The organism is Mesorhizobium sp. WSM1343, assembly GCF_055901535.1.
Window position 1 is genome coordinate 4,632,832 of record NZ_CM148370.1, and the last position, 20,363, is coordinate 4,653,194.

The following is a 20,363-nucleotide window of genomic DNA, read 5'->3' on the forward strand; positions in this document are numbered from 1 at the left end:
CCGCGCCGCAAATTCAACCAGTTCGCATCGGGCCCGACGCCATCGAAGCTGGAGCACCGCTGGAAGCGCGATCTTGATTCCGCCACAGGCCTTCACCATTTCATGGCTGAGCAGTCCGCACCCTATGTCGGACCTTGTTACGAGGAAATGACATGAACGCGCGCGTTCTCGACGGCGAACTCATCACCAGCAGGCTCGACGATGTCAGGGCCTATGACGGCGTGCGCACGAAGCGCATCCTCGCCTTCATGATCGACTATGTCATCGTCGCGCTGCTCACCATCCCGTTTGCCATTCTGGTGTTCTTCCTCGGGCTTTTGACCCTCGGGCTTGGCTGGATGCTGTTCGGCATCCTGTTGCCGACTGTGGCCATCCTCTACATCTGGAACACGCTCGGCAGCACCGATCAGGCCACCACGGGCATGAAGATGATGGGTATTCGGCTCGACCGGCTCGACGGCAGGCCGATCGACGGCCTCACTGCGGTTGTCCATTCGGTCCTGTTCTGGGCCGGCAATGTCATCCTGTCGCCGCTTGTCCTGCTGGTGACGCTGTTTTCCGACCGCAAACGCACCTTGCACGATCTTTTGCTTGGCACGGTCGTCAGCCGCACCGACCGCTGAAACGGCCCTCTGAAGAGCAGTCGCAACCGATTGAGCACAAATGTGAAGGCGTCGAGTCGACCGCGCCCACATAATCCTGTTGAATTTTTCGCCATCCGCGCCAAAGGTAGAGCGATTCGAAGGAGTGTTTCCAAGGCTCGATGACGCAGCATCCGACCCAGTCGCCGCAGTTCTTCCTGACCGCGCCGTCGCCGTGCCCCTATCTCGACGGCCAGTTCGAGCGCAAGGTGTTCACGCATCTGGTTGGCGACAAGGCGGCGGAGATGAACGACCTCTTGACGCAAGGCGGCTTCCGGCGCTCGCAGAACATCGCCTACAGGCCGGCCTGCGAGACCTGCCGCGCCTGCGTTTCGGTACGCATCCTCGCCCAGGAATTCGTCGCCAGCCGCAACATGAAGCGCGTGCTGCAGCACAATTCCGATCTCGTCGGCTACATGCACAATGCCGAGCCCTCGACCGAACAATATTCCCTGTTCCGCAGCTACCTCGATGCCCGCCACCGCCGTGGCGGCATGTCCGACATGACGGTGCTCGACTATGCGATGATGGTCGAGGATACCCATGTCGACACCAAGGTGATCGAATATCGGCGGCGTGGACCCGACACCTTCATCACCGGCAAGGGACAGGGCGAGCTGATCGCGGTGGCGCTCACCGACAAGATGGCCGACGGCCTGTCGATGGTCTATTCCTACTTCAATCCCGATTTCGAGGAACGGTCGCTCGGCACGTTCATGATCCTTGACCACATCGCCCGCGCCAGGGCGATGGGCCTGCCCCATGTCTATCTCGGCTACTGGGTCAACGGCTCGCGCAAGATGAATTATAAGATGCGCTTCATGCCGCAGGAGCATCTCGGCCCCAAGGGCTGGGAGCGCTACACCAACGAAGCGGTTTCACGCTGAGCTTTTCCAAGGTCCGCCTTTAAACTGTTTCAAGGCAGGGGATGCTGGTCTTTCAGCCGGTTGGCTGGAGAGAGTGCGCCATTGCACCGGCCGGCCGCCAGCCTGCATTTCATTGCGAAAGTTCCTGCATGTCCTCTCACCATGACCACCAGAAAGGCCTTTTGATAACCGCCATCGGCGGGCTGACGCTGACTGTCGACATACCGTTGATCCGGCTCGCCGACGGCGGCGCATGGACGATCATGCTGCTACGCACCGGCACCACATTCGTCGCGGCGATGGTCATCTGGTCGATCTGGCGGGCATTGAGCCGAAATGCCCCGCCGCTCATCCCCGGCTGGTCCGGACTGATCGTGGCGATCTGCTACGGGCTGACCGGGATCACCTTCGTCACCGCCGTCTATCACACCTCGACCGCCGACCTGGTGTTCATCCTGGCCTTCAACACCGTCTTTGCGGGGTTGCTGTCCTGGATATTCCTGCGCGAGAGGCCGCGGCTGGTGACCATCGCGGCGATGCTGATCATGATCTTCGGCGTGCTGGTCATCGTCGGCGGTTCCGTCGGCACCGGCAAGCTGTTCGGCGATTTCATGGCGCTCTGCTCGGCCTTCTTCATCGCCGTGGCCATCACCATCTCGCGCGCCAGTGGCAAGGACATGGGATTCACCTCGCTCGTCGGGGTGCTTCTGCCGCTTGGGCTGGCGGCCTTCATGGTGACAGGCGAAGGCTTTCACGTGAACGCGCCCTGGTGGATCGTCTTCAACGGCGCGGTCGTCATGCCGATTTCGTTCTTCTGCCTTGCCGCCGGGCCGAAATACATTTCGGGACCGGAAGTGGCGATGTTCTACGTGCTCGAAACGGTGCTGGCGCCGGTCTGGGTGTGGATGATCTTCGCCGAGGCACCGACCCGGAACAGCCTGATCGGTGGCGGGATCCTGATCGTCACGCTGACTGCGCATTCGCTGTGGCAACTGCATGAGGGCCGCAAGCGCCGAGCGACGCTCGCCGTCGCTCACCCGGCCTAGAGAGTGGACGGCAGTCGTTCCAGACCTGCAGCGCACGCAAGCGCAATCAACGCGTTGCCGTATCTGAAAAAGGCTCTGCGATTATCTGGTATTCGTCCTCGTAAACAACATATCCCAGACGGGAACTCTTCATGACCTCGACATGATGCCCATGCCGCCCAAGGAGCGCCGCGAGGTCATAAGCCCTTGCCAAATGGTCCGTTGCCGTTGGCTTGAACCAGCTTAATCCTTGGGTCGTCTGTTTCCGGTAAAAACCTTTCGATCTTGAGAGGTTGAAACGTGGCGGTACCGCAAGGTTCTGTCGAAACCAGGCGAGACTATCTTCCGGCCGATCTAACGTGTGTTGATCGATATCAGGTTGGCCTCGCAATTCGTAGGCAGCGCCAAAAAAACCTTCGCGCGCCTGCATTCCCTCAATAATTCTTGGCAGAACAAATCGCAAAAACATGCGTAGACCGACGTCAGGTGAGTCGCGCTTGGATCCCGAAGATCATGCCCGGGCCTTTTTCTCGGCGACAATTTCGATCTGCGGCGGGCTGCCTTCGATCTCGGCGACGCCATCGGGAACGACGTCTTCCGCCATTTCCACCTCGCGCAGCCATTCGCGCCAGATAGCCACCAGCAGGGCCATCAGCACCGGGCCGATGAACAGGCCGAGAAACCCCATGGTCTTGACGCCGCCGATCAGACCGAAAAAAGTCGGCAGGAAGGGCAGTTTTATCGGGCCACCGACGAGCTTGGGGCGCAATGTCTTGTCGACGATGAACAGTTCGACCGCCCCCCAGAGGAACAGCGCCAGCCCGGCCATCGGCGAGCCGCTGGCGGCGAGGTAGATCGAGACCAGCGTGAACGACAGCGGTGCACCGCCCGGGATGAGCGCCATGACGCCGGTCAGGGCGCCGAGTGTGACCGGCGACGGCACGCCGGCCAGCCAGTAGGCGATGCCCAGCACCAGGCCCTCGCCGATGGCGATGACGGTCATGCCGGTCACGGTCGAGGAGATCGTCGCCGGCACGACGCGCGAGATCCGCTCCCATCTGGCCGGCAGGATGCGCTCGCCGAGACGGTCGATCTGGCCGGCAAAATGCTCGCCGTCGCGATAGGCGAAGAACAAAGCGATCATCATGAACAGCAGCGTCAACAGCAGGCCGAAAGCGCTGCCGCCGGCGGCCAGCACGCCGCGATAGATGCTGCCGATGTTGGCGCCGCTGATCAGCTGGATCAGTTCGCCGATGCCGCCCGGATGACCGAAATTGGTCGTCCACTGCTCGTTCAGCCACTCGCCCACGACGGGCATGGTGGCGATCCAGTGCGGCGTGACGGCGCCGTGCCGGTTGGTCTCGATCGCCCAGGCGACCCATTCGCGGACCTCGTTGATCGCATAGGTGCCGGCGAGCGCGATCGGTATCACCAGGAAGGCGAGGATGAACAGTATGGCAAAGGTCGCGGCGATGGTGCGGTTGCCGCCGACCGCGACAAGCAGGCGCCGGTAGAGCGGCCAGCTGGCGAAGGCGATTACGAGGGCCGCCAGCACCGGAAACAGAAACCCGTGGAAGAAATAGACGCCGGCGGCGACGATCAGCACCAGCAGCCAGCGCGCCGCCGACAGCGGCGGAATGACGGCTGCCCTGAGCGGCGTCGACAGACCGAACAGACGCTGCTGTCGTTCCGGCTTCTGGATCTTCGCTTCCTTCAAACGCCCATTTCTCCCCGGCCTATCTCAGCGTTATGTACTGTTATAGTGCCGCAATCGTGACGATAGTCCAAATGCTTGGGAATCTCCCCCTCGAGGGGGAGATGGCCGGCAGGCCAGAAGGGGTCGCCGCGCGTGAAGCGCTAGCCTCCTGTGTCTGCGATGGGGGGCCGCGCCCAGTCGTACCGACCCCCTCTGTCGCCTTTGGCGACATCTCCCCCTCAAGGGGGGAGATTAGCAGCGTCATCCAAACTTCCCCGTTCTCGGGAATCCCTTCGGCACCATGCGTCCGGCTGAAGCCCTGGCGCCGATCCATTCGGCCAGTTCCTCACGCGACCTTGTGAAGGTGCGGTCGGCTGAATCCTGCCAGGAAAGGCCGCTCTCAAGCGTGAACGGCTTGAGATCGAGGAGGCCGCCGTCCTTGTATTTCTGCAGCCGCACGCCCTTGCCGCGGCCCATCTCCGGAATCTCGGAGAGCGCGAACACCAGCATCTTGCGATTCTCGCCGACGATGGCGAGATGGTCGCCGGTGACCGGGATGCAGCGCTTGGCCTCGTCCGGCGCCTTGACGTTCATCACCTGCTTGCCCTTGCGGGTGTTGGCGACGACATCCTCCTCCGGCACGATGAAACCGTTGGCGTCATGCGAGGCCAGCAGCAGCTTGCGCTTCGGATCGTGAACGAAGGCGGTGACGATGTCCTGGTCATTGTCCATGTCGACGATGATGCGGATCGGCTCGCCATGGCCGCGCCCGCCAGGCAGCCGGTCGGCGCCGATGGTGTAGAATTTGCCGCCGGTGGTGAAGACCAGCACCTTGTCGGTGGTCTGGGCATGGAAGGCGAGCTTGAGGCTGTCGCCCTCCTTGAAGGTCAGCGTCGAGAGATCGGCCAGATGCCCCTTCATCGCCCGCAGCCAGCCCTTTTCCGAGACGACCACGGTGACCGGCTCGCGCTCGATCATGGCGTGGGCGATGTCGGTCAGATCGTGTTCGGGCGCGTCGGCGAACTGGGTACGGCGCTTGCCGAGATCGGTCTCCGGGCCGAACTTGTCGCGGATGTTGGTAACTTCCCACTTGATCGTCGCCCACTGCTTCTCGTTTGAAGCAAGCAGTGCCTCGATCTGCTTCTTCTCCGCGCTCAGGCCGTCGAATTCCTTGCGGATCTCGAATTCTTCCAGCTTGCGCAGGGCGCGCAGCCGCATGTTGAGGATGGCTTCGGCCTGGGTGTCGGTGAGCGACCAGCGGGCCATCATCACCTGCTTGGGCTCATCCTCTTCGCGGATGATCCTGATCACCTCGTCTATGTTGAGGTAAGCGATCAGATAGCCGGCAAGTATCTCCAGCCGCCTTTCGATCTCGCCGAGGCGATGTTTCGAGCGGCGGACCAAAACGTCGCGGCGGTGCTCCAGCCATTCCTGCAGCACGCCCTTCAGCGACAGCACGTTGGGCACCTTGCCGCGCGACAGCACGTTCATGTTGAGCGGGAAGCGGCTTTCGAGCTCAGTCAACTTGAACAGCGATTCCATCAGGATGCCTGGGTCGACCGAGCGGCTCTTCGGCACCAGCACGACGCGGACGTCCTCGGCGCTTTCGTCCCTGATGTCCTCGAGCAGCGGCAGCTTGCGCGCCATCAGCAGCTCGGCGATCTTCTCGATCAGCCGCGCCTTCTGAACGCCGTACGGGATTTCGGTGACGACGATGCTCCAGGTGCCCCTGCCCTGGTCCTCCTGGAACCACTTCGAGCGCACGCGAAAGCCACCGCGACCGGTTTCGTAGGCTTCGAGGATCGAGGCGCGGCTGTCGACGATGATGCCGCCGGTCGGGAAATCCGGTCCCTGGACAAAATCCATCAGCTTCGCCACCGGCGCGTCCCGGTTTTCGATCAGGTGAAGTGCGGCATCGCAAAGCTCGGCGGCGTTGTGGGGCGGGATCGATGTCGCCATGCCCACCGCGATGCCGGACGAGCCGTTGGCCAGCAGGTTCGGAAAGGCGCCGGGCAAAACCACCGGCTCCTCGTCTTCTTCATTGTAGGTCGGCCGATAATCGACGGCATCCTCGGTGATGCCGGACAACAGTTCGGTCGCCACATCGGTCATGCGCGCTTCGGTGTAGCGCATGGCGGCGGCGTTATCACCGTCGATGTTGCCGAAATTGCCCTGCCCGTCGACCAGGGGATAGCGCATCGAGAAATCCTGCGCCAACCGCACCAGCGCGTCATAGATCGACTGGTCGCCATGCGGGTGGAACTTGCCCATCACCTCGCCGACGATGCGGGCGCATTTGGCAAAGCCCTGATCGGGGTTGAGCCGCAGCAGGCGCATGGCGTGCATGATGCGGCGATGGACCGGCTTCAGTCCGTCGCGCACATCGGGCAGCGCCCGGTGCATGATGGTCGACAGCGCATAGGCCAGATAGCGCTCTTCCAGCGCCTTCTTCAGATCGACCGGCTCGATGTGATCGCCACCGCCATTTTCAGGCGGCAAAAGCCTTTTTCCCATGGGCTCGGACTAGCCGAGCGGGTGATTCGCGGCAAGAGCCCGACGGAGATACCGGCCTTTCTGCAACATGAAACCATACCCCAGCGGATGTCGGCCAACATCAGCCTGTTACATGCGGGCTCTATCGCCAAGCGCGACGATATCCGGCTATCGGCTCTTCATGACAAATTCACCGGTTTGCGCAAAGACGGTGGGATCGGGTTTGCCTTTCACCGCGATTTTTGACCAATGTGCCGGGACACGCCTTTTTCCGGTCCAGTTCGTCACGGAATGGTGATGGCGCAAATAATTGAAAAAACAATTTCAGGACACTCTCAGGGACCTTGCGATGACAATCAAACGCTCAATTCTCAGGAAACTGGCTTTTTCGACCTTCTTGCTCACGCTGCCGCTGAATGCGGCCCTCGCACAGGATACGGCAGTGGCCGACCGGCTGAAGGCAGCGCTTGTCGCACAAGGTGTCGACATCACCTGGACCGGGGTGACCGGCGACAACACCAGCATGGTGCTGCAGGGCGTTGCCATCAAACCGGCGGCGGAGAAGGAAGCGCTTCCCATCGGCGACGTCAAACTCGAAGGCGTGACCGAGGCAAATGGCGGCTATGACATCGCCACCGTATCAACGGCTGCCTTCACACACAGCAAGGACGGCGTCACCCTCGACCTTAGCCCCTTCGTCATCCACGACATGACAGTTCCGGCCGACGGCGCCACCGGCCCGCTGGGCTCGCTGATGATGTACAAGTCCGCCGAACTCTCGAACATGACCGTCAAGGTCGCCGACAAGACCGCCTTCTCGATGGACGGACTTGCCATCGAGATCACGCCGCCGGCGGACGGCAAGGCGATGGAATTCACCGCAACCACCGAAAAATTCAATGCCGACCTGACGCTGGTGGACGATCCCAAGTCCAAGGAAGTCATCAACGCGCTCGGCTACCAGAACATCGCGGGCAACCTCGAAATGGCCGGCACCTGGCAGCCCACGGACGGCAAGATGGAACTGTCGAAATACGACATCTCGGTCGAGAATGCCGGCACGCTCGGCATGACCTTCGATCTCGGCGGCTACACGCTGGACTTCATCAAGTCGCTGCAGGAAATGCAGAAGAAGATGGCGGCACAGCCGGAAGGCGCCGACAATTCGGCGCAAGGCATGGCCATGCTCGGCCTGTTGCAGCAGCTTTCGTTCAACAGCGCCTCGATCCGCTTCGACGACGATTCGCTGACCAACAAGGTTCTGGACTATGTCGGCAAGCAGCAAGGCATGTCCGGCAAGGACATCGCCAACCAGGCCAAGGCGATCGTGCCGTTCGGCATGGCGCAGCTCAACAATCCGGAACTGACTGCGCAGGTTACGGCCGCGGTCAGCAAATTCCTCGACGATCCGAAGAGCCTCGAAATCTCGGCCGAGCCGCCGGCATCCGTGCCGTTCGCGCTGATCATGGCGGGCGCCATGTCCAACCCGCTCGATCTGCCCAAGACGCTCGGTGTCACCGTCAAGGCCAACGAAGACTGATCGAAGCGATCTCGGTATGCGAAAAGCCCGGCAGCGATGCCGGGCTTTTCATTGGGATTAGCGAATCGAAAGAATCGGTTCGGGCGGTTCTTTAAAGCATCGCCCAAAGCGCGCGATCAGGCGTCCTTCCTGGGCACGGCAACGCGCAGCGCCAGGTCGCGAAGCTGCTGAGGGCTCGCTTCCGACGGTGCATTCATCAACAGATCATAGGCCTGCTGGTTCATCGGGAACATGGTGATCTCACGCAGGTTCTTGGCGCCGAGCAGCAGCATGACGACGCGGTCGACACCGGCGGCCATGCCGCCATGCGGCGGTGCGCCATACTGGAAGGCACGATAGAGGCCGCCGAAGCGCTCCTCGACCGTGGCGCGGTCCAGCCCGACCGTCTCGAACGCCTTGACCATGGTTTCGGGCAGATGGTTGCGGATACCGCCTGAGGCGATCTCGAACCCGTTGCAGACCATGTCGTACTGGAACGCCTTGATGCCGAGCAGGTCCTCGCCATTCAGCGCATCGATGCCACCTTGCGGCATCGAGAACGGGTTGTGGGCGAAGTCGATCTTCTTCTCTTCCTCGTTCCACTCGAAGAACGGGAAGTCGACGATCCAGCACAGTTCGAAACGCTCGCGGTCGACAAGGTTCAGCTCCTCGCCGGCACGGGTGCGCGCAGCCCCCGCGAAGGAGACGAACTTCTTCGGGTCGCCGGCAACGAAGAAGGCGGCGTCGCCATCGGCAAGGCCGAGCTGAAGGCGGATCGCCTCGGTGCGCTCCTCGCCGATGTTCTTGGCGAGCGGACCGGCGCCTTCGAGCTTGTCGCCCTCCTTGCGCCAGAAGATATAGCCCAGCCCCGGCTGGCCCTCGCCCTGCGCCCAGGAATTCATGCGGTCGCAGAAGGCGCGGCTGCCGCCGGTCTTGGCGGGAATGCCCCACACTTCGGCCTTCGGGTCGTTGGCCAGGATGTTGGCGAACACCTTGAAGCCGGAATCGCGAAAATGATCGGAGACGGCCTGCATCTCGATCGGGTTGCGCAGGTCCGGCTTGTCGGAGCCGTATTTGCGCATGGCCACATCATAGGGAATGCGCTGGAAGTTCTGCGTCACCGGTTTGCCGTTGGCGAAGGTCTCGAAGACCCCGCGCATGACAGGTTCCATGGTCGACAGCACGTCGTCCTGCTCGACGAAGCTCATTTCAAGGTCGAGCTGGTAGAATTCACCGGGCAGACGGTCGGCGCGCGGGTCCTCGTCGCGGAAGCAGGGTGCGATCTGGAAGTAGCGGTCGAAGCCCGACACCATGATCAGCTGCTTGTACTGCTGCGGCGCCTGCGGCAGCGCGTAGAAGGTGCCGGGATGGATGCGCGACGGCACCAGGAAGTCGCGCGCGCCCTCGGGCGAAGACGCGGTCAGGATCGGCGTCGAGAATTCGGTAAAGCCGACCTCGCCCATGCGCTTGCGCATTTCCGCGATGATTTTGGTACGCGCAATGATGTTCTTGTGCAGCGTCTCGCGGCGCAGATCGAGGAAGCGGTACTTCAGCCTTATATCCTCGGGATAGTCGGGCTCGCCGAACACCGGCAGCGGCAGTTCCTTGGCCGCCGACAGCACCTCGATCTCGCGGGCGAAGATCTCGATCTCGCCGGTCGGCAAATTGGCGTTGGTGGTCTCGGGCAAGCGCGCCTTGACCTCGCCGTCGACGCGGATGACCCACTCGCCGCGCACGGTCTCGGCGACCTTGAAGGCAGGCGAATCCGGATCGGCAACGATCTGGGTCAGGCCATAATTGTCGCGCAGGTCGATGAAGAGCAGGCCGCCATGATCGCGCACGCGATGCACCCAGCCGGACAGACGAACGGTCGAGCCAACGTCGCTCTTCCTCAACTGGGCACAGGTATGGCTGCGGTAACGGTGCATTGTCATTGATAAAGTCCGGGGTGCTGGGTTGCGGGCCGAGCATCAAGCCCGGCCTCAAAATTTGCGCGAAAAGCGCATGGGAGGCCGGATTTGTCAAGGCAAGCAGGCCTTTGGGGTTCGAGTCTCTGCCGGCCTTCATGCATTGCCGCCAGAAGTGTTTCTTGCAACGATGCAGCAATCAAACGATTTGGAGATGCTTTGTGCCAAAACGCACTCCCCCAAAGGGCATCGCGCCACATAATGGTCGCGAGTTGGAATTGATGCTTCGGGGCGACAAGCCAATGGCCTTGTTCGCAGCGGAACCGGGTATGGACACCGAAGATGTTGGTGACGCGCATTTCGGACCGATTGTCGAGGAAGGCCGCATCCTGAAATTTTCCCAGGTTGATTCAAAAACGTCTGTGGAGGAACGCTGCTACTGCCTGCCGACGGAGGAATGGCGCTGCAAGCTCAGCCTGCTGATCGCTCGGATGTGCCGTAGCGAAGCAGCCTTTGATGTCTTCACACCGAACGATCTGGCGAGGCTGGAAGGCACTCTTCTCGGCTACTCAAAGGAGAGTGTTGAAGCGTTTGTTGCACATGCAGCGTCTCTGAAATTTCTGAACCCCAGCACGGATTGAACGGCCTGCCCCTTCCCGGCCCAGGCCGGATTCGAACTTTGCTTCCAGGAATTGCCGCTGGTATTGGTCAAGGCGATGGTTCAAGAAGAGATCACCGACACGTGATTGCTTCATGTCCTCCATCCGCCCGATGATCCCGCTTCTTCTCGCCGCAGGCATACTGCTCGGCGGCAATGGGCTGCAGAGCACGCTGATCGCGCTGCGCGGCGCGCAGGAAGGGTTTTCCGCTTCCGACATCGGACTGATGGGCACCTTCTACTTCGCCGGCTTCCTGCTCGGCTGCCTGGCCATCACCCGCATCATGAAGGCGGTCGGCCATATCAGGGCATTTTCGGCGCTGGCGGCAATCGCCTCGGTCGGTACTTTGCTCCTGGTGCTGGTCATCGATCCGGTGATGTGGTGCGCGGTGCGCCTAGCCGGGGGTTTTTGCTTCGCCGGGCTGTTCACCATCGTCGAAAGCTGGCTGAATTCCGGCGTCAGCAATCACGACCGGGCACGCGTGCTGGCGATCTACCGGATGGTCGACATCGGTTCGGTGACATCAGCCCAGTTCCTGATCCCGATCTTCGGCGCCGGCGGTTTCGCTATCTTCGCCATCATGTCGATGATGATCACTCTATCGCTGGTGCCGGTGTCGCTCGGCGACCGCTCCAACCCGACACCACCCGAAGAGGTCAAGCTCGACCTGGCGCGCGTCTGGCGGATTTCGCCGCTGGGCTGCTTCGGCTGCATCGCCGTCGGCGTCACCAACAGCGCCTTTCGCACCTTGTCCCCGGTCTATGCCGAGCAGATCGGCATGTCGGTCGCCGATGTCGTGACCTTCGTCAGCGTCGGCATTTTCGGCGGCGCCATCATCCAGTATCCGCTGGGTTACCTTTCCGACCGCTGGGACCGGCGCCGGGTGCTGTTGATCACAACCTGCTGCGCGATGCTTTCGGCACTGGCGCTGGTGTTCATTGCCGGCAGCAATCCGGCGCTCAACTTCATCTTCATCTTCATCTTCGGCTGTTTCGCCATGCCGCTCTATTCGCTGTCGGCGGCGCATTCCAACGACCGCGCCGACACGGGCGAGTTCGTGCTGATCAACGCGGCGCTGATGCTGTTCTATTCCTTCGGCGCGATCGGCGGCCCGTTCGCCGCCTCGACGGCGATGCAATATTTCGGACCGGGCGCCCTGTTTGTATTCAGCGCGGTGGTCTATGCGATCTTCATCGCCGTCATCCTCTACCGCATGCAGGCCCGGTCCGGCGTGCCGGCGGGCAGGCGCGGCCGCTTCATTGCGCTCCTGCGCACTTCGACGGTTTTCGCGCGGCTGGCCAGGAGAAACGGCGATTCCGACGGTCCGGGAACCTCATGATGGCGGTGCCAAAGCTTGACGAAAGCCCCGGCGGCTGAAATCTAGGAAGACCTTACTCCTGCCAAAAGCGATTTGATGCACGTCATCACCACCCAGAAAGAACTCGAGACCGTTCTCGCCGCTTTCGAAAAGTCGGATTTCGTCACTGTCGACACCGAATTCATTCGAGAAACGACGTTTTGGCCGATCCTGTGCCTGATCCAGATGGCCGCTCCCGGCGTGACGGCACTGATCGATCCGCTGGCTCCCGATATCGACCTGAAGCCGTTCTTCAGGCTGATGGCCAACGAGGCGGTGGTCAAAGTCTTCCACGCCGCGCGGCAGGACATCGAAATCATCGTCCATCTCGGCGATCTGGTTCCGCATCCAGTGTTCGACACGCAAGTGGCGGCGATGGTCTGCGGCTTCGGCGACAGCGTTTCCTACGATCAGCTCGTGCAGCGCATCACCGGGGCCCGGCTCGACAAGTCGTCGCGCTTCACCGACTGGCGCCACCGGCCGCTTTCCGACAAGCAGCTCGACTATGCGCTGGCCGACGTCACCCATCTGATCGAGGTCTATCAGCACCTCAGCGCCGAACTGGCGCGAGAAAACCGCGCCCATTGGCTCAACGAGGAAATGGAGGTGCTGACCTCACGCGAGACCTATGATCCGCACCCCGAGGACGCCTGGAAGCGGCTGAAGATGCGGCTGCGCAAGCCGCAGGAACTGGCGATCGTGCAGGGCGTTGCGGCGTGGCGCGAGCGCGAGGCGCGCGAACGCGACGTGCCGCGCGGCCGCGTACTCAAGGACGATGCGATCTACGAGGTGGCGCAACAGGCGCCGCGCGACGCGGCAGCCCTGGGCAAGCTGCGCACGACGCCGAAGGGCTGGGAGCGCTCTTCGACGGCAACGGCGTTGCTTGGCGCGGTCAACACCGCCCTTGCCCTGCCCAAGGAGCAGATGCCAAAGCTGCCGAAGAGTTTCCAGCCGCCCGAGGGCTCGAGCGCCGCGGCGGAACTGTTGAAGGTGCTGCTGCGGATCGTCGCCGAAAAGGAAGGCGTCGCCTCCAAGGTGCTGGCCTCCAGCGACGACATCGACCGTATCGCCGCCGAGGGCGAGGACGCCGACGTACCGGCCCTGCAGGGCTGGCGGCGCGCGGTGTTCGGCGAGGCCGCGCTCAAGCTGGTGCGCGGCGAGATCGGCATCAAGTTCGACAAGCGCAAGATTGCGGTGTTCGACCTGTAGACGTCCCTCGCGGATTTTCCTTCTCCCCTTGCGGGAGAAGGAAAAAGTGCCCTGCTCAAACCATGCCGAGCAGGTGCAGCGCGAACCAGATCCATCCCAGCAGGAGAATCACCGCACTGACGAAGAATGACCGGCTGCGCAGCAGCAGATTGTTGCTGGTCAGGTGAACCCAGGCGTGGAAATAGCGCGATGCGACGAAAATCCACATCAGCGCCAGGGTCAGATAGTTGACGCCGTTGGTCAGGTGCAGCGTCAGGCACAGCACATAGAACAGCACCGGCAGCTCGAACTGGTTGGTGAGATTGGCGGCAACGGTGACGCTGGAGGCCGGCTCGGTCGAACGCACCTTGAACTGAGCTGGCTTCGCCTCGCCTGACCTGATTGCGCCGTATCTGCGGCGACCCAGGATGCAGTAGACGATGTAGATCAGCAGCACATGCGCCAGAACAGGCCAGAAGATCGTGGTCTGGTTCACGAAGTTTCCCCTACCCGGCTAAGCTTTGCGCGCGGCATCAGGCCAGGCGTTTCTGGCCTGCCAGCCAGAAGGCGGCAATGACGATCACCGGGACGGCGAAAAGCGCGAATTTGGTGACGGTGAGCGCCGAAGCCAAAGACAGCGAGTCCGGATTCGCCGACAGGAAATCGGACAGAAGCCGCGCTACCGCGATGTTCTGGGCGTAGTCGGCAAGCGTGTAGGGCAGCACCAGGACCAGCGCGAAGATCGACTGCAGCTGCACCGGCTGCACGCGGAAAGCCTTCAATCGCCGGCCGGTGGCCAGGATCAGGCTGACCAGCGTCACAGACAGCAGCGCCGGGAACAACAGATCGAAGGTCAGATAGTGCCAGACGAGAATGATCTCGCCGCCGCGCCGGCCGAGTGCCGTCAGCCAGGCCATGCCTTCGTCCGGAGTGAAACCGAAAATACGCATGTCGAGTGATGGCAAGCCGCCGCTCAACTGGCGGAAGTAGAGGAATTCCATAGCCGTCATGGCGATGAAAACCACCGCCGACAGGAAACAGAGTGCGCCTGCGTGGCGCGGCAGCCGCAGGATCGTTGCCGTCAGGCTCCGCCCGAGCCCGTACTGGTCAGGCTCCGCCGGGATAGTTCGGGCTTTCGCGGGTAATCGTGACGTCATGGGCGTGGCTTTCACGAAGTCCGGCATTGGATATGCGCACAAAGGTGGCGCGCTCGCGGAAATCGGCAAGGTCGCGGCCACCAACATAACCCATAGCGGCTTTCAGCCCGCCCGCAAGCTGGTGCAGCACACCAGACACAGGTCCTTTGTAGGGAACCTGCCCTTCGATGCCTTCCGGGACCAGTTTCAGCGTGTCGCGCACCTCGGCCTGGAAGTAGCGATCGGCGGAGCCGCGGGCCATGGCGCCGACCGAGCCCATGCCGCGATAGGCCTTGAAGGAGCGGCCCTGATGCAGATAGACCTCGCCCGGGCTTTCGTCGGTTCCGGCCAGCAGCGAGCCGATCATGGCCGCACTGGCGCCTGCGGCCAACGCCTTGGCCAGATCGCCGGAATATTTGATGCCGCCATCGGCGATCACCGAGACGCCGGATTTGTGCGCCGTCTCGACCGCCGACATGATGGCCGAGAGCTGCGGCACGCCGACGCCGGCAACGATGCGGGTGGTGCAGATGGAACCCGGGCCGATGCCGACCTTGACGGCGTCGGCGCCGGCGTCGATCAGCGCCTGCGTGCCCGCGGCGGTGGCGACATTGCCAGCCAGGATGCGGACGGAGTTGGATAGTTTTTTCGCCCGCGTGACGGCGTCGAGCACGCGCTGCGAGTGGCCATGCGCGGTGTCGATCACCAGAAGGTCGACGCCGGCATCGATGAGGCGTTCGGCGCGCTCGAAACCGTCATCGCCGACGCTGGTGGCGGCGGCGGCGCGCAGGCGGCCCTGTGCGTCCTTGGTGGCGTGCGGATTGAGCTGCGACTTCTCGATATCCTTGACGGTGATCAGTCCGACGCAATTGCCTTGCCTGTCGACGACGACCAACTTTTCGATCCTGTGCTGGTGCAGGAGGCGCTTCGCCTCGTCCTGGTCGACGTTCTCCTTGACCGTGATCAGGTTGTCACGGGTCATCAGTTCATGGACCTTCTGCGCCGGATCGGACGCAAAGCGCACGTCGCGATTGGTCAGGATGCCGATCAGCCGGCCGATCTTGTGGCCGCCGCTGCCGCCGTTCTCGACCACCGGAATGCCCGAGATCGAATAGCTGCGCATCAGGCCCAGCGCGTCGGCGAGCGTCGCGTCGGGGCCGATGGTGACGGGATTGACCACCATGCCGGATTCGAATTTCTTGACCTGCCGCACCTGCTCGGCCTGTTCGGCCGGCGAGAAATTGCGGTGGATGACGCCAATGCCGCCGGCCTGGGCCATGGCGATGGCAAGCCGCGCCTCGGTGACGGTGTCCATCGCCGCCGACAGGATCGGCACATTCAGGTCGATATCGCCGGCGATGCGGGTGCGGACATCGGTTTCGCCGGGCATGACCTCGGAATGACCCGGCTGCAGCAGCACGTCGTCAAAGGTCAGCGCCAATGCGCCGGTGGACGTTTCGATGATTTTTGCCATGGCCAGTCCCTTGAACATAAAAAGCGGTGGGGGAATACAAAAAAGCGCTGGACCGGAATGGACAGCGCCGACTCGTTTCTTCCCTTTCAGGATTGGCGCTGGCTGGTACCACGTCCAAGCACCGATGAAAAGCGGATGATTTCACGCTCCCGGAAAGGTGACTTTCCGGCGAAGGGATGCCACCTGTGGTTGCCGGTCGCACAAAAGTGACAGCAAATTAATGCGACATCCCGGCGAAGGCATGGTAACCGCCCGCCTCAGGGCCGACATGCAACCGGCAACGCAACATTCAAGTCTGGACGCGTTCCTTGAACCGCACCATCCCGCTTATATTGGCGGTCGCCCTTTTCATGGAAAACATGGATTCGACTGTTATCGCGACATCGCTGCCGGCGATCGCCGTCGACATCCACACCAGCCCGATCGCGCTCAAGCTGGCCCTGACCGCCTATCTCGTCTCGCTGGCGATCTTCATTCCGATTAGCGGCTGGATGGCCGACCGTTTCGGCGCCAAGAATATCTTTCGCGCCGCGATCGCCGTCTTCATCGTCGGCTCGATCGCCTGCGCGCTCTCCGGTTCGCTGCCGGCTTTTGTGGTCTCGCGCTTCCTGCAAGGCATTGGCGGCGCCATGATGACACCGGTCGGGCGGCTGGTGCTGGTGCGCGCGACACCAAAAAGCGAACTCGTCGCGGCGATGTCCTGGCTAACCGTTCCGGCGTTGGTCGGACCGTTGGTCGGGCCGCCGGTCGGCGGCTTCATCACCACCTACTTCACCTGGCACTGGATCTTCCTGATCAATGTGCCGATCGGCCTGATCGGCATCTGGCTGGCGACGCGTTTCCTGCCGGAGACCGAATCGATGGAGACGCCGCCGCTCGACTTCCTCGGCTTCGTGCTAAGCGGGCTGGCGGCATCCGGCGTGGTTTTCGGCCTGTCGGTGGTGAGCCTGCCCTATTTGCCGCCGGCCACCGGCCTTATCACCGTAGCGGTCGGCCTGCTGTCGGGCGCGCTCTATCTGCTGCACGCGCGGCGCGCCAAAAATCCCTTGCTGGCGCTCGAATTGTTCCGCAACCAGGTGTTCCGCTCCTCGGTGCTTGGCGGCGGACTGTTCCGCATCGGCATTGGTGCCGTGCCGTTCCTGCTGCCGCTGATGTTCCAGATCGGTTTTGGCCTGACGCCATTCCAGTCCGGCATGATCACCTTCGTTTCGGCGATCGGCGCCATCGGCATGAAATTCGTCACCGCGCTGATCTTCCGCGTCGCCGGCTTCCGCCGCGTCCTGGTTGTCGGTTCTCTGGTCGCCGCCGCCTCGATCGCCATCAACGGCCTGTTCACACCCGACACACCCTATCTCTTGATGCTGGCCATGCTGCTCGTCGGCGGCTTCATCCGCTCGATGTTCTTCACCGGCGTCAATGCGCTCGCCTATGCCGAGGTTTCGGCTGAAGACACCAGCAAGGCGACACCGATCACGGCGGTGTTCCAGCAGTTGTCGGTCGCGCTCGGCGTGGCGCTGGCCGGCGGAATCCTGGAAGTGTCCACAAGCCTGCACGACCGATCACTGACGCTGGCGGATTTCCACACCGCGTTTTTCGTCGTCGCGGCGATTTCGGCCGCCGCGTCGCTGTCGTTCATGCGGCTGGCGCCCGATGCCGGCAACGCCATCTCCGGCCACGGCCGCCTGACCACACCCAAGACGCTGGAAACGAGCACGGCGGGGAAGTAGTTCCCTCTTGCCTTCTCCCCTGTGGGAGAAGGTGGATCGGCGCGAAAGCGCCGAGACGGATGAGGGGTGTTCCAGCGGAGTGAAACGTTGGCGCTCCCTGGAGCTCATCCGTCGCCTTCGGCGACACCTTCTCCCAGGGGAGAAGGAAGATCTCGCCCTTTGAAATCCTTGGCCAGCAAATAAAGCTCGACCGATTCATCCCGCGACGCCGGCGGCTTGACGTGATGGACCGAGCGGAAGTTCTTCTTGAGCATGGAGAGCAGTTCGTTTTCGGCGCCGCCCTGGAAGGTCTTGGCGAGGAAATGCCCGCCCGGTTTCAGGACGGAGAGCGCGAAATCGGCCGCCACCTCGCACAGATGCATGGTGCGGATATGGTCGGTCCGCTTGTGGCCGGTGGTCGGTGCCGCCATGTCGGACAGCACGATATCGGGATCCCCACCCAGCGCCTCGGCCAGCTTCTGCGGCGCCTGCGGATCGAGGAAATCCATCAGCAGCACCGGTGCGCCGGGCACGGCGTCCATTTCGAGATAATCGATGCCGATGACATGCGGCTTGTCGGCCGTCGATTTCGTCCGCGCGGCGGCGACCTGGCACCAGCCGCCGGGGGCCGCACCGAGATCGATCACCTTCATGCCGGGTTTCAACAGATGATGCTTGTCGTCGATCTCGATCAGCTTATAGGCCGCGCGTGAGCGATAACCGTCAGCCTTGGAGCGCTGGACATAGGGATCGTTGATGTGGCGCTGCAGCCAGCGGCGCGACGATTCCTTCAGCCCGCTCTTCTTCTTGATTCGCGTCTTCAGCACGCGAATGCTGGCGGATCCTGGTTTTTCCGGTTTCTTGGTCATTGCCTGATTTCTGGTCCGGGTTTTCTCGCTCGTCGAGTTGTGTTCATTTTTCGACGTCTGCGCGTTTCGTGAACGGCTTCCCCCACTCCGTCTCGGCTTCGCCGAGCCACCTCTCCCCCCTCCGGAGGGAGAGGAAGGGAGCCAGCCTGCATAAGTTCACGCCTTTCCTCTCCCCCGTCGATCGGGGGAGAGGTGTCGAGCGTAGCTCGACGGAGTGGGGGTCGACTGTTCACGCTCTGCCACGCCCATCGTTGCGCCAGACGCCATCATCGGCCATCAGTTCGCTCAAAATACCTTCGCGCAGGCCACGATCGGCGACGCGCAGCCGCTCGGACGGCCATACGGCGCGGATCGCTTCGAGGATAGCACAGCCGGCCAGTACCAGATCGGCGCGATCGGCACCGATGCAAGGGTTGGCGCAGCGCTGCTGGAAATCCCAGCCAACCAGTCTTTCTACCATGCGGTCGACGCTGTCGCGGTCCATCCACAGCCCGTCGACACGGCGGCGATCGTAGCGCTCGAGTTCAAGGTGGACACCGGCCAGCGTCGTCACCGTTCCGGACGTGCCCAGCAGATGGAAATTCGGGCTGGCCTTGAGATGGCTCAGCCGATCGCGACCGTCGAAGCTGGCCAGCCGGCCGGCAACGTCATCGACCATGGCGGCGAAGATCTCGCGCGTCACCGTGCGGCCGCCAAAGCGCTCGGCCAGCGAGACGACGCCGACCGGCAGCGACGTCCACGACACGATATGATTGGCCAACCTCGGCGAACGGCGGCCGGCGAGATCGATGAGCGCGATTTCCGACGAACCGCCGCCAATATCGAACAGCACGACGCCTTGGGTGTCGCGCTCGACCAGCGAGCCGCAGCCGGACACCGCCAGCCGCGCCTCGGTCTGGCGGTCGATGATCTCGAGCTTCAGGCCGGCCTCGCGTTCGACGCGGTCGATGAATTCGACGCCGTTTTCGGCCGTGCGGCAGGCCTCGGTGGCGATCAGCCGGGCTTTTCTGATCTTGCGGTTGCGCAATTTGTCGCCGCAGATTTTCAGCGCCTCGACCGCGCGGTCCATCGCCGGCTGGCCGAGCCGGCCATTGGCGGTGAGCCCCTCGCCCAGCCGGACGATGCGCGAAAAGGCGTCGATGACGCGGAACTGGCCATGCCGCGTCGGCACGGCGACCAACAGCCGGCAATTGTTGGTGCCGAGGTCAAGCGCCGCAAACACCGGAAGCTCATGGACCGGCGGCCGACGGGCGCCTTGTTCCGGCCGCGGCTCAAGAGCGGCGGGCGAGACCGCCGCTTCCGCCGGTCTGTGGGCCTCCGCCGCCGGGGCACCGGTTTTGCCTGGCGCCGGCGATCGATTCTCCGCGGGACGCGCTTCCTCGCGCGCAAAAACCTTGCGCCCGCGCCTTCGCTTGCGCCGCTTCTTGGGCTTGCCTTTGTGGGGTGCGTCGCCCGCCTGCCCGTCTGCGGAGCGGAGCTCCGTCGGGCGGCGTTGCTGCCAGCTTGCGTTCCCCGGGTCAGCCGACCGCTGGGAAGCGCTGGACACGCCCACCTCCGGCGCGCCGGCGCCGGTATCGTGGTCTTCCACTGTCGTTCCTTCCGGCGCCGCGCGAACCTATGATGGACGCAGCAGGCGCTTCAGTGTTTTAAGTTGTCGCCAGATTAACAGCGCCGTGCCCGATCACCAAGAGCCGCATGCCGAATTTTACCGGCAGGCCGCTGACCGCCGTTCCGGCGCGGCCGCGTGATGGATCCGCACGCCGCAGTTGCCGGCGCAACGCCTGCCGGCATCTCTTTCGGGCGCCCCACGGACAAATCTTGCCGGCC

General features: G+C 62.8%; 18 protein-coding genes. 9 read left to right on the forward strand and 9 right to left on the reverse strand.

Going from position 1 to position 20,363, the window contains the following annotated elements; all coding sequences use genetic code 11:
• The first annotated feature begins 152 nt into the window (after positions 1–152).
• From AC0NIL_RS22725 to AC0NIL_RS22735, 3 genes are all read left to right on the forward strand, one after another.
• Positions 153–623, forward strand: coding sequence for an RDD family protein (locus AC0NIL_RS22725; RefSeq protein WP_027162437.1), 471 nt, complete (start codon positions 153–155; stop codon positions 621–623).
• 140 nt (positions 624–763) lie between these two features.
• Positions 764–1,528 (forward strand): arginyltransferase, encoded by a 765-nt coding sequence (locus AC0NIL_RS22730; protein WP_013532274.1) that lies wholly within the window; start codon positions 764–766, stop codon positions 1,526–1,528.
• A 128-nt stretch (positions 1,529–1,656) separates the two neighbouring features.
• Positions 1,657–2,553 carry a DMT family transporter gene (locus AC0NIL_RS22735; protein WP_473573458.1) on the forward strand — a complete coding sequence of 299 codons (897 nt, stop codon included), beginning with the start codon at positions 1,657–1,659 and terminating at the stop codon, positions 2,551–2,553.
• Positions 2,554–2,599: 46 nt separating this feature from the next.
• Here the strand turns inward: AC0NIL_RS22735 and AC0NIL_RS22740 are convergent, their stop codons facing one another.
• From AC0NIL_RS22740 to parC, 3 genes are all read right to left on the reverse strand, one after another.
• Positions 2,600–3,001, reverse strand: coding sequence for a hypothetical protein (locus AC0NIL_RS22740; protein ID WP_473573459.1), 402 nt, complete (start codon positions 2,999–3,001; stop codon positions 2,600–2,602).
• 42 nt (positions 3,002–3,043) lie between these two features.
• Complete coding sequence (locus AC0NIL_RS22745) at positions 3,044–4,249, reverse strand: AI-2E family transporter (protein WP_473573461.1); 1,206 nt, start codon at positions 4,247–4,249, stop codon at positions 3,044–3,046.
• 240 nt (positions 4,250–4,489) lie between these two features.
• Positions 4,490–6,742, reverse strand: a complete 2,253-nt coding sequence (gene parC / locus AC0NIL_RS22750) for a DNA topoisomerase IV subunit A (RefSeq protein WP_473573463.1) — start codon at positions 6,740–6,742, stop codon at positions 4,490–4,492.
• On the opposite strand from parC, the gene AC0NIL_RS22755 reads away from it, so the two are divergent.
• Positions 6,698–6,967: a hypothetical protein gene (locus AC0NIL_RS22755; protein WP_127423385.1), complete on the forward strand. Its 270-nt coding sequence runs from the start codon at positions 6,698–6,700 to the stop codon at positions 6,965–6,967. The two genes, parC and AC0NIL_RS22755, sit on opposite strands and share 45 nt — an antisense overlap.
• A gap of 103 nt (positions 6,968–7,070) precedes the next feature.
• The gene (locus AC0NIL_RS22760) at positions 7,071–8,261 is read left to right on the forward strand and encodes a hypothetical protein (protein ID WP_473573464.1); all 1,191 of its coding nucleotides are present in this window, start codon (positions 7,071–7,073) and stop codon (positions 8,259–8,261) included.
• A gap of 116 nt (positions 8,262–8,377) precedes the next feature.
• Here AC0NIL_RS22760 and aspS read toward each other — a convergent pair whose 3' ends face one another.
• Positions 8,378–10,168 (reverse strand): aspartate--tRNA ligase, encoded by a 1,791-nt coding sequence (gene aspS / locus AC0NIL_RS22765; protein WP_164920061.1) that lies wholly within the window; start codon positions 10,166–10,168, stop codon positions 8,378–8,380.
• Positions 10,169–10,368: 200 nt separating this feature from the next.
• On the opposite strand from aspS, the gene AC0NIL_RS22770 reads away from it, so the two are divergent.
• From AC0NIL_RS22770 to rnd, 3 genes are all read left to right on the forward strand, one after another.
• Positions 10,369–10,788: a hemin receptor gene (locus tag AC0NIL_RS22770; protein ID WP_013532281.1), complete on the forward strand. Its 420-nt coding sequence runs from the start codon at positions 10,369–10,371 to the stop codon at positions 10,786–10,788.
• 112 nt (positions 10,789–10,900) lie between these two features.
• Positions 10,901–12,145 (forward strand): MFS transporter, encoded by a 1,245-nt coding sequence (locus AC0NIL_RS22775; RefSeq protein WP_473541330.1) that lies wholly within the window; start codon positions 10,901–10,903, stop codon positions 12,143–12,145.
• Between the two features lie 75 nt (positions 12,146–12,220).
• A complete protein-coding gene (gene rnd, locus AC0NIL_RS22780) occupies positions 12,221–13,372 on the forward strand; it encodes a ribonuclease D (RefSeq protein ID WP_063167751.1) in 1,152 nt (383 codons plus the stop codon).
• Positions 13,373–13,427: 55 nt separating this feature from the next.
• On the opposite strand, the gene AC0NIL_RS22785 is transcribed toward rnd, so the two are convergent.
• From AC0NIL_RS22785 to guaB, 3 genes are read right to left on the reverse strand one after another with little or no spacing between them, the layout of a single operon-like run.
• Positions 13,428–13,847 (reverse strand): MAPEG family protein, encoded by a 420-nt coding sequence (locus AC0NIL_RS22785; protein WP_013532284.1) that lies wholly within the window; start codon positions 13,845–13,847, stop codon positions 13,428–13,430.
• A gap of 37 nt (positions 13,848–13,884) precedes the next feature.
• Entirely contained in the window at positions 13,885–14,508 is a 624-nt protein-coding gene (locus AC0NIL_RS22790; protein WP_082826435.1) for a hypothetical protein, read from the reverse strand.
• Complete coding sequence (gene guaB, locus AC0NIL_RS22795) at positions 14,459–15,961, reverse strand: IMP dehydrogenase (RefSeq protein ID WP_013532286.1); 1,503 nt, start codon at positions 15,959–15,961, stop codon at positions 14,459–14,461. Before guaB ends, AC0NIL_RS22790 begins: the two co-directional genes overlap by 50 nt.
• 308 nt (positions 15,962–16,269) lie before the next feature.
• On the opposite strand from guaB, the gene AC0NIL_RS22800 reads away from it, so the two are divergent.
• Positions 16,270–17,688, forward strand: a complete 1,419-nt coding sequence (locus AC0NIL_RS22800; protein ID WP_013532287.1) for a DHA2 family efflux MFS transporter permease subunit — start codon at positions 16,270–16,272, stop codon at positions 17,686–17,688.
• Between the two features lie 104 nt (positions 17,689–17,792).
• Here the strand turns inward: AC0NIL_RS22800 and AC0NIL_RS22805 are convergent, their stop codons facing one another.
• Positions 17,793–18,536, reverse strand: a complete 744-nt coding sequence (locus AC0NIL_RS22805) for an RlmE family RNA methyltransferase (RefSeq protein WP_013532288.1) — start codon at positions 18,534–18,536, stop codon at positions 17,793–17,795.
• Positions 18,537–18,765: 229 nt separating this feature from the next.
• Positions 18,766–20,124 carry a Ppx/GppA phosphatase family protein gene (locus AC0NIL_RS22810; RefSeq protein WP_127371660.1) on the reverse strand — a complete coding sequence of 453 codons (1,359 nt, stop codon included), beginning with the start codon at positions 20,122–20,124 and terminating at the stop codon, positions 18,766–18,768.
• Positions 20,125–20,363 lie beyond the last annotated feature (239 nt).